General features: G+C 38.8%; 12 protein-coding genes. 9 read left to right on the forward strand and 3 right to left on the reverse strand.

Annotation, left to right across the window (positions count from 1 at the left end):
• Positions 1–54 precede the first annotated feature (54 nt).
• Positions 55–534 (forward strand): translation initiation factor IF-3, encoded by a 480-nt coding sequence (gene infC / locus PQ460_RS19070; RefSeq protein WP_274170781.1) that lies wholly within the window; start codon positions 55–57, stop codon positions 532–534.
• A gap of 71 nt (positions 535–605) precedes the next feature.
• Here infC and PQ460_RS19075 read toward each other — a convergent pair whose 3' ends face one another.
• The 3 genes from PQ460_RS19075 to PQ460_RS19085 form a co-directional block, all read right to left on the reverse strand.
• The gene (locus PQ460_RS19075) at positions 606–4,118 is read right to left on the reverse strand and encodes a PAS domain S-box protein (protein WP_274170782.1); all 3,513 of its coding nucleotides are present in this window, start codon (positions 4,116–4,118) and stop codon (positions 606–608) included.
• A 30-nt stretch (positions 4,119–4,148) separates the two neighbouring features.
• Positions 4,149–5,066 carry a PD-(D/E)XK nuclease family protein gene (locus PQ460_RS19080; protein WP_273615112.1) on the reverse strand — a complete coding sequence of 306 codons (918 nt, stop codon included), beginning with the start codon at positions 5,064–5,066 and terminating at the stop codon, positions 4,149–4,151.
• A 196-nt stretch (positions 5,067–5,262) separates the two neighbouring features.
• Positions 5,263–6,330 carry an NAD(P)-dependent alcohol dehydrogenase gene (locus PQ460_RS19085; RefSeq protein ID WP_274170783.1) on the reverse strand — a complete coding sequence of 356 codons (1,068 nt, stop codon included), beginning with the start codon at positions 6,328–6,330 and terminating at the stop codon, positions 5,263–5,265.
• Between the two features lie 234 nt (positions 6,331–6,564).
• Here PQ460_RS19085 and PQ460_RS19090 point away from each other — a divergent pair, with 234 nt between their 5' ends.
• The 8 genes from PQ460_RS19090 to PQ460_RS19125 all read left to right on the forward strand — a co-directional run bounded on the left by PQ460_RS19090 (position 6,565) and on the right by PQ460_RS19125 (position 17,686).
• On the forward strand, positions 6,565–7,575 hold the full coding sequence (locus PQ460_RS19090; protein WP_274170784.1) for a LacI family DNA-binding transcriptional regulator: 1,011 nt from the start codon (positions 6,565–6,567) through the stop codon (positions 7,573–7,575).
• A gap of 402 nt (positions 7,576–7,977) precedes the next feature.
• Positions 7,978–8,901: an aldo/keto reductase gene (locus tag PQ460_RS19095; RefSeq protein ID WP_274170785.1), complete on the forward strand. Its 924-nt coding sequence runs from the start codon at positions 7,978–7,980 to the stop codon at positions 8,899–8,901.
• On the forward strand, positions 8,901–9,662 hold the full coding sequence (locus PQ460_RS19100) for a sugar phosphate isomerase/epimerase family protein (protein WP_274170786.1): 762 nt from the start codon (positions 8,901–8,903) through the stop codon (positions 9,660–9,662). Before PQ460_RS19095 ends, PQ460_RS19100 begins: the two co-directional genes overlap by 1 nt.
• 57 nt (positions 9,663–9,719) lie before the next feature.
• Complete coding sequence (locus tag PQ460_RS19105; RefSeq protein ID WP_274170787.1) at positions 9,720–10,691, forward strand: ABC transporter permease; 972 nt, start codon at positions 9,720–9,722, stop codon at positions 10,689–10,691.
• A gap of 27 nt (positions 10,692–10,718) precedes the next feature.
• Positions 10,719–12,449 carry an extracellular solute-binding protein gene (locus PQ460_RS19110; RefSeq protein WP_274170788.1) on the forward strand — a complete coding sequence of 577 codons (1,731 nt, stop codon included), beginning with the start codon at positions 10,719–10,721 and terminating at the stop codon, positions 12,447–12,449.
• A 95-nt stretch (positions 12,450–12,544) separates the two neighbouring features.
• Positions 12,545–13,441 (forward strand): carbohydrate ABC transporter permease, encoded by an 897-nt coding sequence (locus PQ460_RS19115; RefSeq protein ID WP_273615103.1) that lies wholly within the window; start codon positions 12,545–12,547, stop codon positions 13,439–13,441.
• Between the two features lie 92 nt (positions 13,442–13,533).
• Entirely contained in the window at positions 13,534–14,499 is a 966-nt protein-coding gene (locus PQ460_RS19120) for a carbohydrate kinase family protein (protein WP_274170789.1), read from the forward strand.
• Between the two features lie 16 nt (positions 14,500–14,515).
• On the forward strand, positions 14,516–17,686 hold the full coding sequence (locus PQ460_RS19125) for an alpha-mannosidase (RefSeq protein WP_274170790.1): 3,171 nt from the start codon (positions 14,516–14,518) through the stop codon (positions 17,684–17,686).
• Positions 17,687–17,689 lie beyond the last annotated feature (3 nt).

The following is a 17,689-nucleotide window of genomic DNA, read 5'->3' on the forward strand; positions in this document are numbered from 1 at the left end:
CATGATATTGTATACTAGGAATAAACAATAAATAGGGTGCTGGAGGATAACACAGTGATCAAAAATGAGAAAATCAAAGCGATAGAAGTACATTTAACTGGAATCGATGGAGAAGACTTGGGGATTGTGCCTACTGCCGAAGCTTTGCAAATGGCAAAAAAATTAAAAGTTGATCTTGTATGCACTTCTTTATATAGTAGCCCGCCTCCTTGCCAGCTAATCTCAGCAGGAGCTGCCAAGCAAAACAAACAACAATCTAAAAAAAGTGATAAACCTATCAAAATCAAAGAAATTCGCTTAACTGCTAATATTGAAGATCATGATTATGAAACGAAAAAAAATCAGGCTGAACGTATTCTACAATCGCATAATGCTGTATTACTTGTAGTCAAAACACAAGGTAGCAAAGAATCAGCTAAAGCTAAAACGATTATTGAAGAATTGTTGCGTGATCTTCAATCATCTGGAAAAGCCAAAACAGGTATTCAAGTGAGTGGCAAACAATCTATGGTTCAAGTCGATCCTTTATCTTAATATAGACTGTATTACAAAAAAGCGTATTTCTTCTTCTTCAGAGGAAATACGCTTTTCTTATTAACTGTTACTTATTCGTAGTGATCTTTTTCTAACAGATGATTCGATTCAGCCAGCGACGAAGAATGATGAGGACGATGATGAATATGATTACTCCAATAAGCGAGCACTCGTTGTAGATCGGTATTGATCACAGGCTTACTAATAAAATCGTGCATACCTGCTGTCAAACAACGTTCCCGATCTTCTTTTCTAGCAAAAGCAGTAACTCCCACAATAATTGGCATCTCTTCATGAGCATAATGTTGATGAATCTGTTGAGTAGCTTCGATTCCATTGATCACCGGCATCTGTACATCCATAAAGATAAGATCATATCGATGTTCGATAGCTTGTTGAACTGCTTGTTGCCCATCGGTAACCAGATCAGGATCATAGCCGTATTTGTGTAACATTGCCAGCAGTACTTTTTGATTAGCAACATAATCTTCTGCTACCAGAACACGCATAGGATAGTAATCTTGAACTACCACTACAGGTTCTATTCTCTGGATAGGATGTGAGATATCTTCTTTTGCCAAAGACATACCCGGCAGATCATTCAGTTCCGAAGAAACTTCTAATTTCAACACAAAATAAAATTCAGCCCCGCTATTCTCATCACTGGTTACATCAATACTTCCACCCATTAATTCAACTAGCTTTTTACAAATAGATAATCCCAGTCCTGTCCCGCCGTATTTACGGTTTAACACAGGATGCAATTGGGAAAAAGGTTGGAATAACTGGGATTGTTGATGAACTGGAATACCAATCCCTGTGTCTTTGACTGAAAATTCAAGCCAGGTATCTTCACAAGTGGCGGATTGTCCTTCTTCTCGTTCTAACGGACGAACCTGTACTGTAATTGAACCTGTATCTGTAAATTTAATCGCATTTCCCACCAGATTGACAAGCACTTGACGAATACGTCCTGCATCTCCTACAAACCACTGCGGTATCGATTCCTCTATTTTGAAGATGAAGTCTAACTGTTTGTCTTGCGCTTTAAAAGCGAACAGTTCTTTGACATTATCCAAAATCGCTCGTAAGTTAAATGGCTCTGTATTCAGCGTCATTTTGCCTGCTTCGACTTTACTAAAATCAAGAATTTCATTTAGTAAATGCAGTAGCGTTTCACTACTATTACATACGATATCCAGATACCCTTGCTGTTGTTCATCCAATTCTGTATCAGCCAACAATCCACTCATCCCAATAATTCCGTTCATTGGTGTACGTAACTCATGACTCATGACAGACAAAAATTCAGATTTGGCGCGGTCTGCACGTTCTGCTGATTCTTTTGCTCGAATAATCTCTTTTTCTCCAGTAATATCGCGAAATACAATCACTGCACCACGTTGTTCTCCATGATCGATAACAGGCGTTACCTGATAAGCCGCTATAAAGCTAGAACCATCTTTTTTCCAAAATACAGTTTCTTCTTCTTGATTGGGCTTACCTTGACGAATCGCTTGAATAATCGAAGAATTTTCACCAAGTACATCATCATCATGAATGCCCCAATTACGTATTTGATTGGAACGAACAGACTCAAATATATCTTCTTCTTCAATATCCAGACCTAACATCATCGCACCGGCATGGTTAATAAACATCCCTTTGCCTTCACTATTAATACTAAAAATGCCTTCAGAAACCGCATTTAAAATCAATGAATGTTCATTGCTAAGGCGCTCAATCTGATGGATATATTGTTTTAATTCTGTGATTTCTGTGACTATTCCATATAATCCGATTACTTCACCATTGGCTACTATAGGTACATTAGTAATATTGGCAGGAAACAGTGAACCGTCTTGACGATATACATTTAGCTCATATGTCTGCGGGATTCCTTTTTTGGCTAGTCTAGCATGATGAATAATCCGATCCATCTGATTTGCTTCAAATAGAGGCAGTATTGATTGACCGATCAAATCATAACGTGAATATCCTGTAATTTCTTCGAGACTGCTATTCACAGAAATAAAATAACCTTTCAAATCAACAGCACATACTCCAGAAGGATTATTTTCAAATAAAGAACGATAACGATGTTCATTATCTTGCAGTACCATTTCTAAATGTTTACGTTCGGTAATATCTCTTGATACCGCTGTATAACTATACGAATCAGTGTCCTGATTATACATATACCGACTTGTCGTTTCTAACCAGACATAATGCCCTTTCTGATGACGACAACGAAATACAACAGTTTCTTTCTCATTTTTACGTTCACGTACGCCTTTTAGAAAATGAATAAATAAAGGTAAATCTTCTTTATGAATATGACTATATCCCGGGCTTCCAATCAGTTGTTCTGCTTCATACCCCAGAATAAGCTGACAGGCAGGAGATACATACAAAAACGTAGAATACTCATCATCCGCGTGACGGGAGATCATATCCAATGAATGCTCGGTAATCATGCGATACTTCTGTTCACTTTCCCGTAACTGTTCACTGATCATATAATGTTCTGTAATATCTTGAGCAAGACCGATTAATTGCAAAGGTTTTTTCGTTTCTTTATCGACAATAGCTTCCCAGTATCCATGAATAACTTTCTGTATATTGCCCGGTAATAGAATACGATACCTTGCTTCTTCACTCGTTTCCTGATGGATCGCTTTTTCGATACATTGTTTAACCTGCTCTACATCATCAGGATGAATCACAGCCAAATACGAATCTAGATTCTGCTCGACCAATAGTACATTTTTTTCGTAAATACGCCGAATATCTTTAGAAAAGTAAATTACATTTTCTTGCAAATCCCAATTCCAGGCGCCTAATAAAGCCATACGGTGAGCATGAGCAATAATATCTTCTTCTGATTTTTGCTTGGTTACATCCTGAGCAATAGCTAATACTTTTTCAACATTACCAAGATCATCTCGCATTAACTGTGTGAAAATTTCTAACCATATATAATGACCGTCTTTATGTTTTACACGTCGAATAAATGTTTTATCGTCGGCATACATACTGCCCGGTTGATGCATCTCTTGAGCGTCTTCTTCGTGGTAATATTCCATTCGCATTTTAGATACCATTTCAGAAGGTTCATATCCCAGAATCTTTTTGACCGATGGAGATACATATTGGATATTACCATCAGGTTCACTAACAGAAATAATATTGGAAGAATTTCGCACAATCATCGAATGTAAATCTTCTACTTCTCGATCTTTGACCACATTGATATACATCATCACATATTGCAATGTAGATGTATTATCAGCAAAAATATAAGAAACTTGTAACGACAACCAAACAGGTACATGATCTGCATTCATCCAGCGTCTTTCTGCTTTTTCTAATGTGCTGTTTGTGGTATGGTCTAGCCACTCTTCTGCTACTTTCCATGTAGTTAGTACATCTTGTAGTTCAGATTCTTCATACTTTAATATTCGGCACAACGCAGGATTGGCTTGTATGCATATCCCTTGAGCAGAAAATATAGCAATACCCTCGGGAATATTTGCATACATATGTGCCAGTACAGATTCTTCTGGGAAAGAAGCATTAACCACAAACCCATCCTCCTTTAATCATTTATCAATTCATACTGCTCTAAATTCGCAAATCTCGCGAAAATTGCAGTCTTTGCATTTACGTTGTGAAGGCATCGGAGTAAAAAAGGATTCTGGTTTGGGACGATTGTAGTAATCATCATCTAAACACGACTTCATTTCTTCAATATATCGACCGATACTTTGTTCCACTTTACCGATATCTTCTGTCGTGATGCGGTACTCTTTATGTTCGCCTGTTACCAGATATTCAACACGAATCTGGATTTTATCAAGCGGCATATTATATTTTTCTTGTACATATGAGGCATATAAGTACAACTGATCCGAGAAATCATCTTCACGTCCTGTTTTCCAATCTACAATCACAACTGTACCATCTGGTTTGCGGTACAATAAATCCATTTTTACATAGACTTTTGTATCAAACAATATCATCGTATCCCATTTTTCGATTTCCAAAATCTTCATATCACGCCGGGTCACTTCTTTCCATGTGAGCGTGTCATACAAATGCCGTATACACTCTTCTTGCCGTTGCTTAATCGTAGCAATTCGGCTGTTTAGCGTATCATCACCATAATATATTTCAGAAAGCATCGTATGGTATTTGGGATTGTTGATCCAGGCTTCTACATCTTGAGATTGAATATACGCTTCATTAAGTAATTTGCGCATTTGTTCTAACAAAAAGGCTTGTCTTGGAGCTGTTTGAGATTCTTCCCATTGCCGAAGCGCAGATTCACACATCCGGTGAGCGAGATCACCAAACAATAAATAAAAATTACGTAACTGCTTTAAACGGTAAGCGTGTATTTGCTCGTCTGAGCCTAACTTTTCACTCCACCCATTATGTGCAGCATAGTAATGAAAATAATATTTGCGTAAACATTCATCGAACATATTTGCTCGAGATTGAGAATAAGACCATTGCGGGTATTTTGCCATGCTAAACAGCCTTTCTATGACTTTAAACTATAGATTGTCATTATAGTTTAAATTATAACAAATATACGTCAAAAACGATGCAATTCTATCTATTTTATTCATAACAATAAGAAAGTATTTCTGTACATAAAAAAATCTGTAGCACCTATAGGCACTACAGATTTTTAAAATGTATACATTATATAATTTATATTATTCACTCATTTGGATAAACAATAATTTTAAGACTTTCATTTTTGTGATGAATGGCTCGTTCCATCGCTTCTTGTGTGCGAGATAATGGATATTTATCTGTAATAATCAGGTTCGCATCTACTTTACCAGACGAGAGAAATTCGATTCCCATCGGGTATGTATTGGCATAGCGAAATACGCCATAAATATCGATCTCATTATCTGCAATTGCAGGTACATTAACAGGAATTTGATCTTGAGGAGGCAACCCGACGATTACTAATTTACCGCCACGTCTAATAGAAGATAATGCACTTTGCAAAGCTTTGGGATTACCAGCCGTTTCCCATGCAACGTCTACACCTCTACCATGAGTTAACTCTTTTATTTTCGCTACAGGATCTTCTTCTTTAACATTTATGACTTCAGTTGCACCCATTTTGCGAGCGGCTTCTAAACGGATAGGTTCTAGATCAGTGACGATAATACGTGTAGCCCCAAAACATTTGGCAGCAGCGACAGCCATCAATCCAACCGGCCCCATTCCCATAATCGCTATCGTTGAACCAGGTTGTAGATGACATCTTCTAGCTGCATGAATTCCTACCGAAAATGGTTCATTCATAGCGGCTTCTTCAAAAGAAAGGTGCTCTGGAATAGGAAAAACAAAGTCCTGACGCATAATGATATATTGTACAAATGCTCCATCTACAGGAGGTGTCGCCAGAAATTGCACGTCCGGGCATAAATTATATCGTCCCTCTTTGCAATATTCGCAATGTCCACAAGTGACTCCCGGTTCAATTGCTACCCGATCTCCGACGTTAAAACGTGATACTTGTTCACCTACACTGACTACAATTCCAGCACATTCATGTCCCAAAATAATTGGCTTTTCTACTACGTATGGACCTATACGTCCATGCTCATAATAGTGTACATCTGATCCGCATACTCCTACAGCAATCACTTGAATTAATACCTCATTAGCTTGCGGTGTAGGAACAGGAATATCTTTGATAATGATCTGACCGGGCTCTGTCATTACTGCTGCTTTCATCGTTGCTGGGATTTCAACATGATTCGACATAAAATTTTTTCCTCCCTCTAGCAATCTGCAAAATTCCATGATATGATAGCGCTTACTTACAGATATAGTTTACCATTTAACGACTGTAAGTTGAAATAATCGGTCGTACTTTAGCTAACGAATGTCATGGAATGATTGACGAATATGAAGTGATTCGTCAATATATGGTAAAGAGCGATTGTAATTTTTGATACAAACACTCTTACTTTTTTTCCAGTTGAGGGAGTTGGCTATATGACTGTCAAAATTAAAGATGTTGCAAAAAGAGCCGGCGTATCCGTCACCAGTGTATCTAGAGTGTTGAATGGTGAGAAATATGTTAGCGAAGATATACTAGCACGAGTGAATGAAGCGATTGAAGAACTCAAATACTCTCCTAGTCATATTGCTCGTAGTCTCAAAAAACAGAAAACCAATACGATAGGCGTGATTGTGCCTGATTTAACGTCTAACTTCTACTCTACGATTCTAAGTAGTATTGAAGAAAATGCAAGTAAATACGGCTATAACCTGATCGTCTGCAATATTGCTGAGAACTTGAGTAAAGAACTCAAATACCTGTATATTTTTCAGGAAATGAGAGTCGAAGGCATTATTATTATGCATGAAAAAACAAATGATGATATTGTATCGTTTATCCAAAATGCAACAATGCCGATTTTGTTTTCCAGTGTAAAATCGCCTGACCCTACGTTTATGTCAGTATTGATAGATGATTATCAGGCGGCTTTTGATGCTACTGAATATTTGATCGATGCAGGTCATACTGCTATTTCTTATCTGGGTGGCGATCTACAAGATATTACTTCTGGCCAAAGTCGATATAACGGATTTCGTGATGCGTTAATTAAGCATAAGATAGCGATTAATCCTGATTATATTAAATTTGGTGATTATAAGCTTCCTAGTGGACAAGCGTTGATGAAAGAATTGCTTCATCTTCCTAATCGTCCAACCGTTGTATTTGCAGCTAGTGATGATATGGCAGTTGGTGCTTTGAATTGTGCACTGGATCAAGGTCTTAAAGTTCCTGATGATATTTCGATTATTGGCTTTGATGGTAGTACAATTACTAATATTGTTCGCCCGGCTATCACCTCTATGCAACAACCGATCTATGAAATGGGTCAAATTTCTTTAGAAAGTCTACACAAGTTAATTACTCGTCCCAAAACACAACAAAAAACAGATATCGTTTTGCAACATCAACTGGTAATCAGAGATAGTTGTAAAAAAATAAATTAAACTTATTTCAAATTTATACTTGTTATTTATAAAAGTTACGTAATATAATGTCTCATATCAAAACATTTTCTTTAAAAAAACGCTCCTAAGAATACTTCACAAGTTACTTTACCTCACACATTTGTTTATCCTTATCTTATTTATAACTCACAACGTCATCTTATTACTTTCACTTATCGTTTTGTTGTATATGGTATCTTACATTCTATCTACACCAGATGGAGTAACAAGCTCATAATGTGGTATCGATTCCAGATAACAGATATCACATTTTTTGATCTTTATGGAATCGATACCATATTATAGAAATTGATGTTACTTTACTTATTTTTTCACCTGCTTAATCTTATAACATAGCTTATACATCTGTATGGTATCGATTCCATAAAAGGGGGAATACAGTTGAAAAAGATAATTGTTGATAACATCTCCGTCTCACCGCTCATTATAGGCACAGGGGATTTATCCAAAATGAATGGTACATGGATATTGGATGAATTTGTAGCTGCTGGTGGAACAACTATCGATATGGCTTATCAATACACCAATAGTGAGGTCATTATTGGGCAATGGATGAAAGAACAACACAATCGCGAGCAACTTGTATTACTTAGTAAATGTGCTCATCCTCTCAAAGGTGAAACCGCACCACGAGTACATCCCGAAGCGATTACTCATGATCTACTTATCAGTCTGGAACGATTAGGAACAGATTATATCGACCTTTATGCTCTACATCGAGATGATGAGTCTGTTGCTGTTGAACCGATTATCGATACACTCAATGAACATGTCTCGAATGGTCTTATTCGTACATTTGGTGCTTCTAACTGGAGTTATCAACGGATACAACAAGCTAATGATTATGCAGAGCAACACGGATTAAAAGGATTTACTTTTAATAGCCCTAATCTTTCACTTGCTGTTGCTTTGGAAGCGCGCTGGCCTGGTTGTGTATCCGCAGATGAACACACTGTTCAATGGCATCATAACAACCAGCTTCCGCTACTTTCTTGGTCAGCACAAGCGGGTGGATTTTTCTCCGGTGCTTTTGCCCCTGAAGATCGTTCGAATGAAGAAATGGTGCGTGTGTATTATAGCGAACCGAACTGGGAACGTTATCGCCGTGCTGTCATACTGGCAGATGAGAAAAAAGTAACTCCTACACAGATCGCTCTTTATTTTGTACTTCATCGTCCATTCCCTACAGCAGCTATTATTGGCCCTCGCTCTTCCGAAGAATTGGCTCAATCGTTTGCGGTATTGTCGCTCGATATTCATGAATCTGATCTACAATGGCTCAATTTGGAAAGGGATGAACGATGATGATTCAAGATAAATTAGCAGCTCAATTGTTTACGGTACGCAACGAACTCAAACAAGACTTTATATATACGCTAAAAGAACTTCGCAAAATGGGCTGGACAGCGGTACAGATTGATGGATTGCATGGTAATGATCCTGCTGAAATCGCAGCAGTAATGAAAGAAATTGGACTTCGTACTGCTGGAATGCATGTAGGTTTAGAACGAATGAAACACGATCTCGATCAAGTCATTATCGAAGCTGATCTTTTTGAGACACCGGATATGATCTGCCACTCTTTACCGGATGAACACAAAAATGAACAAGGTTATCTGTATGTACGACAGGAGCTACGCAAAGTATCTGCTATCGTTTCCCCTCAAGGTTATCGTGTTGGATTTCATAATCATGATTGGGAATTTCATACGATGATGGAAGGCAAATATGCACTTCAATATTTGCTTGAATACGATGAAGCAACACCTGTATATGCTGAGATCGATACGTATTGGGTCAAAAAAGCGAATCTTGATCCGCTACGTATTATTGAATCGTATGCTCACCGAATGCCTATTTTACACTTTAAAGATATGACAGATGATGATCGTCACTATTTTGCAGAAGTGGGTAGTGGTGTTATCGACTTTACCCCTATCTTACGCTGGGGCGAACAACATGGTGTAGAATGGTACGCTGTTGAACAAGATTATTGTTCGGGATCACCAATGGACAGCCTAGAATCCAGTCTACATTACTTACGTCAGTTAATCACCACTCTGTAAGCTACCCGCATCATTTCTCTATTTATGTGTATTCGCCAGTATGAAAGGAGTAGTGCTATGCAAGCCGAACTTGATTCTGTTCCCAAAAAATCAACGAAAAGCAAAAAAGCATCTTCATCAGGGTTATGGAAAACGATTGTTGTGAATCGTTATCTGTACCTGATGTTGCTACCATGTCTTATCTTTTTCGTCATCTTCTCCTACCTTCCTATGGCAGGGCTGGTCATGGCATTTAAAGAATTCCGATTCAATGCCGGGATGTTCGGAGGTCCTTGGGTAGGACTTCGCTACTTCAAATTATTTTTCTCTTATCCTGATGCTACTCAATTGATTTTGAATACGTTTATTGTAGGTTTTCTCAAAATTATTGTGTACTTCCCTTTCCCTATCTTACTAGCATTAATGTTAAATGAAGTTCGATCCAAACGATTTAAATCGATAACCCAAACGATCTCCTATCTCCCTTACTTCCTCTCATGGGTTGTTGTTGCCGCTTTTACCAATAAAATCCTTGCTCCTGATGATGGTATTTTCAATCAATTTATGGCTGCTCTCGGTGGCGACGGTAGTATTTTTTACATGATGGATGGCAAGTACTTCTATCTGATTATGTTTCTCACTTATCTCTGGAAAAATATCGGTTGGGGTTCGATCATTTATCTGGCTTCGATGGCAGGAATAGATCCTACTTTATACGAAGCCGCTGAAATGGATGGCGCAAGCAAGTGGCGCAAAATCTGGCATATTACATTGCCTTCGATCCGTCCTACTATCGCGATTTTGTTTATTTTGGATATTGGTAGTCTGTTAACTACAGGGTATGAACAGAACTATTTACTTCGTACTGCAGGTAACTCTGATTACTCCGATATTCTGGATACGTATGTATTGCGAGTAGGTATGATGCAAGGACAATATGGATATGGTGCAGCTGTCGGTTTGTTACAAGGTCTGGTGGGTTTAATCCTCGTTATTGTAACCAATTATCTAGTCAAGCGCTTTAGCAAAAATGAAGCAAGTCTCTGGTAGTCCAATAAACCATTTGGAGTGATTTTTGTGAAAACTATTAAACGCCACACTTCACTTACGCTTTGCCTTTTATTGTTTATGGTTGTATTGTTATCTGCTTGTTCTTCAGACAGCAGTGGTAGTGAAGCAACAAGTGACGTTGCCGCTGACGGTCGCAAAAGCGGTGAAGATGGATTTATCGCTAATCGTGATTTAACAGGACGTATTTTCCTTGAAGGCGATGGTGCACAGTTACCAGATGATCAAGTCGGAAATCCGATTGCACTCAAAATCAAAGAAAAAACAGGCATGACGATCAACTGGCAATCTAGCGGTGCGGCTGATGGACTACAAGAGTTAACAGTAGCTCTAGCAACAGGAGATTTGCCCGATGTGATCGAAGCGTATCTCGATCATGGGGGGCGCCCGGAAATGAATGTACTTCTCAAAGGTGCTCGTGAAGGTCTATTCACTGATTTGAGCCCTTACCTCAAAAATACCAAAGTACTCAAAAACTATCTTGATCCTGAATTCTTACCTCGTGATACCAAAGAAAATGTTATGTTCCGTCCTGAATTTGGCGGCAAAGTGTACTTTATTCATATGAATATTCCTGCCAAAAATACAACCGATGAAGATCGTCTTCACTATCGTGCAGGACTATGGATTCGTGCAGATATCGCCAAGGCATTAAATGTCGATCCTTCCAAAATCAAAACACAAGATGATCTATACAATCTAGCACTCAAAATCAAAGCTGGAAATTTCAAAGATAACAATGGTAAACCAATCACTGTTATTGGCCCACGTAAATGGGGCGGTCAGGTGACCAGCACTTTATTTAAAAACTTCGACTTCGGTAATGGTACACAGTTCGATATTGAAAATGGACAAGTCAAACATGTAGCTGAAACTGATTATGCACTTAAAAGTATCGAATTTGTACAAAAGCTGTTGAAAGACGGTCTACTGGATAAAGAAGCTTTTAATATGGATGGTGTACGTGCTGAAGAAGCATACAATAACGGCTCTTATGCTATTTCTTCGTATATGAATATCGCTCCAGATTCATTGACAATGTTCGAGAAAACCAAATATTTGCCGATGGATCAGATGGAAAATCACAAAGGCGAAACAGACATTTATGAAAAAGAAAAATCCGGTAGTCAAGTGGTAGCCATTCCTTCTACTACCAAAAATCCAGAGCAAATTATTCAATATATGGATTACCTTGCAAGTAAAGAAGGAAAAGCGCTTTGGAACTATGGGATCGAAGGCGAAGATTACAAAATCAATGATAAAGGACAATATATCTACACTGATAAAGTACTGGATGTAATGAAAAATAATCCAGGCGAAGAACGCAATACCATTCCTTACTTCTGGGGTAGCTTACTTGGCAAAACTGATGTCAATAACAACAAAGACTTTGGTGAATTGATTCGTAGTGCGAACTCCCAGCCAGAACGGTACAAACTGTATTTTGAATTGATGAATTATGGTAATCCAAAATATAAATACTGGGATGGTTACACAGCCGCTTCTTATTTAGCCGAAGTTCCTGATATTGAAGCATCGCTCAAACCTGTACTCGATTCCTATAAAGATGTGTTAGTCCAAGCATTTTTTGCTAAAGATATGACAGAAGCTACGCAAATGTTAAACGATTATCGTCAACAGTTAAAAGATGCAGGTGTCGAGCAATACGAGAAATATTTACAAGATAAATACAATGCCGATCCTTCTTCAGTTGTATTCTATATTGATGCATTTTTCTAAAAATATATGCTGTGATCTAATCGTGATCCACCACTGAACTGCTTAGGGGATGTGTAACCATCCCCTATCAAATTAAAACTGCGGAGGTTATGCAGATGGATAAAGCAGTAGGCAAAGCACCGCTCAATGAGCGCATAGCTATTGCAATCAACTATATGTTACTGGTGGTTTTGTGTCTGGTCATTCTTATGCCACTAGTCAATATTCTGGCGCTTTCTTTGAATGATGGTAAAGATGCTTCACTCGGTGGGATTGCTTTTTGGCCTCGTGTTTTCTCGGTATCTAACTATGTAGAAGTGTTCAAAAATCCAGCGGTACTACAAGGTATGGAAGTGACTTTATTTCGTACGATTTTAGGAACATTTCTAAGTGTATTACTTACTTCTATGGCAGCCTTTGCACTCAAAAATAAAAATTTACCCGGTGTAGGCATTGCCAGTATATTTATCGTGTTCACGATGTTGTTCAATGGTGGGATTATTCCTTACTTTATGGTTTTGAAAATGTTCCACTTGAACAATACGATCTGGGTATACATTATCCCTACCTTGTATAGCGCATGGAATCTGATTCTAGTTCGTACTTTTTTCCAATCGATAGATCAAAGTATGGAAGAATCGGCTAAGATCGATGGTGCTCATGATTTTCAGGTGTTATTCCGCATTTATATTCCGCTCAGTATGCCGGTATTATCCGTTATCTGTTTGTTTAATGGTGTTATGCACTGGAATGACTGGTTCTCAGGTGCCTTTTATGTCACTGATGAGAAATTAAGACCTTTACAGACTATATTGCAACAGATGTTAACCGCAGCCGAAGCGATGCGCAAAAACTTATCGATGAATGCGATGATGAGCGCGGGCAACTCGGTAACGACCGAATCGATGAAAATGGCGATGGTTATTATTTCAGTCGTGCCGATTGCTACAGTTTATCCGTTTATTCAGAAGTATTTTGTACAGGGTATTATGGTCGGATCGGTCAAAGGATAATTCCACGATCTCCACTGCTGGACGATCACCCTACAGAAATAAAGTACAAAAATCGGGATGCGCTATGTCCTTAAATAAATGAGGGATTATCATTGAACGAAAAACAATACGATGTTGTCTCTATCGGTGATGCTAATATCGATCTGATCGTCGCAGGAAGTGATCAGCTACCTCTTCCAGGGCAAGAAGTGTTTGTAAAAAATATGCTTATTCATATTGGTGGAGGTGCTGCTCTATTCTCGATGGCACTTGCCAAAATGGGGCTTAAAGTTGCTTTTAACGGGGTTCTGGGCAGTGATTACTACGGTCGTTTTATTTTGGATGAATTCAGTGAATTGAATATTGATACTTCTTATATTCGTCAGAGTGAAGAAAATAATACAGGCATTTCGATTGCGATCAATCCTGAACATGATCGTTCATTTATCACTTATATGGGCTCTAATTCTGAAGTGCGTATGGAAGACTTGAACGAAAACAGTATGCGATACGGTCGCCATGTTCATTTAACTGGCTATCAAGGTAGTCGTAATCATGATGCTTATCTACAAATGATCAAAAAAATCAAATCGTTTGGTGCTACGATTTCATTCGATGTCGGTTGGGATGATAGTGGTGAATGGTATAGCGGTATTTTTGAAATTATGAAAGAAGTCGATATTTTCTTTCTTAATGAACTTGAAGCATTACATTACACAGGCTGTACCGAGATTCGTGAATCGATTAACAAAATGTCGCAACATGCGAAACATTTAGTTGTTAAAATGGGCTCACGCGGAGCAGTTTCTGTTCAGCAGCATCATATGGTCTACCGCTCTGCATATACGATTACAGCCGTAGATACGACAGGTGCTGGCGATAGTTTTAATGCAGGGTATATGTATGGCGTATTGACAGGGCATGATAGAGGAGAATGTCTACAATATGGCAACGCTTGTGGAGCACTTTCTGTATCGGCTTATGGTGGCAATACCGGTATACCTGATCAAGCAGGCGTAGAAGATTTTATCGCCAGACAAGCTGGACATATTGCAGACGATTGGGAAGTTATTGTCTGATCAAGGGAGGCACACTATGTTTTTCACAGAAGATAAATTAAAAAAACGTCTACAGCAACTAGAACCACTTCGTTATCGGGATGCTTTTGAAGTGCCCGAGTATATCGCCATCGAAGATATTATAGGTGAAAATGGTATGCGTCCTCCAACAGCAACGTTAAACCATCAAAATACAAGCATAAGAACAGGTGATTTTTGGAAAGGCAGAGACCGTTATCTATGGCTCTCTGCCTCTGTTAACGTTCCTGTAGAATGGTGTCATCGAACAGTGGTCGGATTATTTGACTTCGGTATTACAGAAGGCGGTAACAATGGTGGATTTGAATCGTTAGCCTATTGGAATCATCAACCTTATCAAGGTGTAGATAGCAATCATATCGAGATGATTTTACCGGTAGGTTACTCTGGTGAAGCACGACTGGATTTTCGTTTATGGTCAGGGCTTGAAGGTGGTGGCCCTCCGCGCGAAATGAATCATCAGATAAAGCAATCACAGATCGCATGGTTAGATCGCCAAGTCGATACCTTTTTTTATACAGCCAAAGCGATATTACAGACGATTACGATCTTATCAGCCACAGTATATGAGCGTTCCGCATTGATTCAATGTCTGGATAAAGCTTTTCACCATATCAACTGGTCGAAGCCCGGCTCAGATTCTTTCTATGAATCGGTTTATATCGCTGCCGATCAATTAGATCAACAATTGACCACGATGAAGCAGAATCATCCGGTGACTGTTACAGCTCTTGGGCATACCCATATTGATGTAGCATGGTTATGGCGCTTAAAGCATACCCGCGAAAAAGCGGCTCGTTCCTTTTCGACCGTACTTCGTTTAATGGAACATGATCCTGATTATATTTTTCTTCAGACTCAACCGCAACTGTATGAGTATATCAAGCAAGATTATCCAGATATTTATGAGAAGATCAAAGAAAGAATTAGTGAAGGTCGCTGGGAAGCTGGCGGTGGGATGTGGGTAGAAGCGGATTGTAATCTAACCTCTGGCGAATCGCTAGTACGGCAATTTTTATTCGGGACTCGCTTTTTTGAACAAGAATTTGGCGTATCCAGCAGTTATCTATGGTTACCCGATGTATTTGGTTATAGCTGGGTGTTACCGCAGATTTTGAAAAAATCAGGTTTTGATACATTTATGACAACCAAAATCAGTTGGAATCAAGTCAATCGGATGCCTCATGATACTTTTCAATGGCGTGGGATTGATGGATCAGAAGTGTTAACTCACTTTATAACCACACCGGATGATTGGGAAGATGGCAATTCTTTCTTTTACACTTATAACGGATTGATCGAAGCTCAGACTGTTCAAGGCATCTGGAATAGTTATCAGGATAAAGAAGTGAATCAGAACCTTCTATTATCGTATGGCTATGGTGATGGCGGCGGTGGGGTTACACGTGAAATGTTAGAACTTCGTCGTCAGTTGGATCGTATACCGGGTGTACCTCAAGTCACTACCGGGCGTGCTGATGATTATTTTGAACAGTTAAATACAACATTTGATCATACCGATCGTTATGTGCATACATGGGATGGTGAGCTGTATCTTGAATATCACCGGGGAACCTATACCAGTCAAGCCTATAACAAAAAAATGAATCGTAAATTAGAGTTATTATATCGGGAAACAGAATGGCTACAAACGTTCAGTAGTGTACTTGCTACAGACTGGTCGATGTACGCTCAACAGTCAATCAATGAAGGTTGGAAAATTATTTTACGCAATCAATTCCATGATATTATTCCTGGATCTTCAATTGCAGAAGTGTATGAAGATAGTACCAAAGAATATGCCGAAGCGTTACAGATCGGTCAACAAGCTTGGTCAGCTGCTTCCACCACATTAACAACAACCGACGATCATAGTATCACTGTATTTAACAGTTCTTCTTGGGCAGTCTCCCCTGCTGTTCATATTCCATTTGCTTTATGTGGAACAGAAGATTATATCTGGACAGACGATCAACAACATCTACTACAAGCACAACGTACCGATGATCACTGGATTGTACAGACATCGACTATTCCTGCACTCGGTGTAAGTACAATTCATTACAAGACTATAGCTACTTCCGACGATAACGGTATGGTAGATTCTATTCCTTTCTTATATGAAGAAGGTACATTGGTCACTCCTTATTATGAATTAAAATGGAATGAACAAGGACAACTGATAAGTATTATGGACTTGGAAAATGTACGTCAGGTGCTTGCTCCTGATGCTCGTGGTAATGTATTTCAATTATTTGAAGATAAGCCTATGAACTTTGACTCCTGGGATATCGATATCTTTTATCAAGAAAAAATGGAAGAAATCAATCATCTCATCTCGGTACGTCTGTTAAGCACAGGTCTATTACAGACCACTGTTGAATTTGTCTGGCAGTATGATGAGACAGTGATTACGCAACAATTAACCGTATATGCTCGCAGTCGCCGGATCGATTTCCAGACACATGTCGATTGGAAAGAACGTCAAAAATTACTCAAAGTTGCATTTCCTGTACAAATTCGATCTACAGAAGCAACTTATGATATCCAATTCGGTAATGTAAAACGTCCGACACACTGGAATACCAGTTGGGATTGGGCACGATTCGAAAGTGTAGGTCATCAATGGGTAGACTTATCAGAGCGCAATTATGGAGTGAGTCTGCTGAATGATTGTAAGTATGGCTATGATATTAAAGACAATGTGATGCGTCTATCATTACTAAAATCAGCCATCTATCCTGATCCTCATGCAGATTATGGACAACATGAATTTACGTATTCACTGTATCCTCATGCTGGAGATTGGTTAACCGGTCATACTGTTCAAGAAGCTTGGGCGTTAAATCAACCTTGCCAGATCGCTTTAGGCAAAGCTCAAGTATTCAATACAGATCGTTCATCGTTCTCGATGTTCACTTTATCCGCTTCCCACGTTATGGTGGATGCAGTCAAAAAAGCAGAAGATCACAATCTAATTGTGCTTCGTATTCATGAATACGGTGGTATTCGTTCCCCTCTTCATATTACGAGTGATCTTCTTATCGATAGCTGGCAAGAATGTAATCTGATGGAACAACCGATTGGAGAAATTCATCATACTCCATTATCGCTAGAAATCTCACCTTATGAGATTCGTACTTTTCTTATATCACTTCAAGGGGGATAACCT

Origin of the sequence: Paenibacillus sp. KACC 21273, from assembly GCF_028736095.1 — a bacterium.
Lineage (GTDB): Bacteria > Bacillota > Bacilli > Paenibacillales > Paenibacillaceae > Saccharibacillus > Saccharibacillus kyungheensis.

What these genes read in the sequence shown, in the direction of transcription:
- PQ460_RS19115 (WP_273615103.1), top strand. Translation starts at nt 12,545, where the DNA reads ATGGATAAAGCAGTAGGCAAAGCACCGCTCAATGAGCGCATAGCTATT.
- PQ460_RS19100 (WP_274170786.1), top strand. Translation starts at nt 8,901, where the DNA reads ATGATTCAAGATAAATTAGCAGCTCAATTGTTTACGGTACGCAACGAA.
- PQ460_RS19085 (WP_274170783.1), bottom strand. Translation starts at nt 6,330, where the DNA reads ATGTCGAATCATGTTGAAATCCCAGCAACGATGAAAGCAGCAGTAATG.
- PQ460_RS19080 (WP_273615112.1), bottom strand. Translation starts at nt 5,066, where the DNA reads ATGGCAAAATACCCGCAATGGTCTTATTCTCAATCTCGAGCAAATATG.
- PQ460_RS19105 (WP_274170787.1), top strand. Translation starts at nt 9,720, where the DNA reads ATGCAAGCCGAACTTGATTCTGTTCCCAAAAAATCAACGAAAAGCAAA.
- PQ460_RS19090 (WP_274170784.1), top strand. Translation starts at nt 6,565, where the DNA reads ATGACTGTCAAAATTAAAGATGTTGCAAAAAGAGCCGGCGTATCCGTC.
- PQ460_RS19125 (WP_274170790.1), top strand. Translation starts at nt 14,516, where the DNA reads ATGTTTTTCACAGAAGATAAATTAAAAAAACGTCTACAGCAACTAGAA.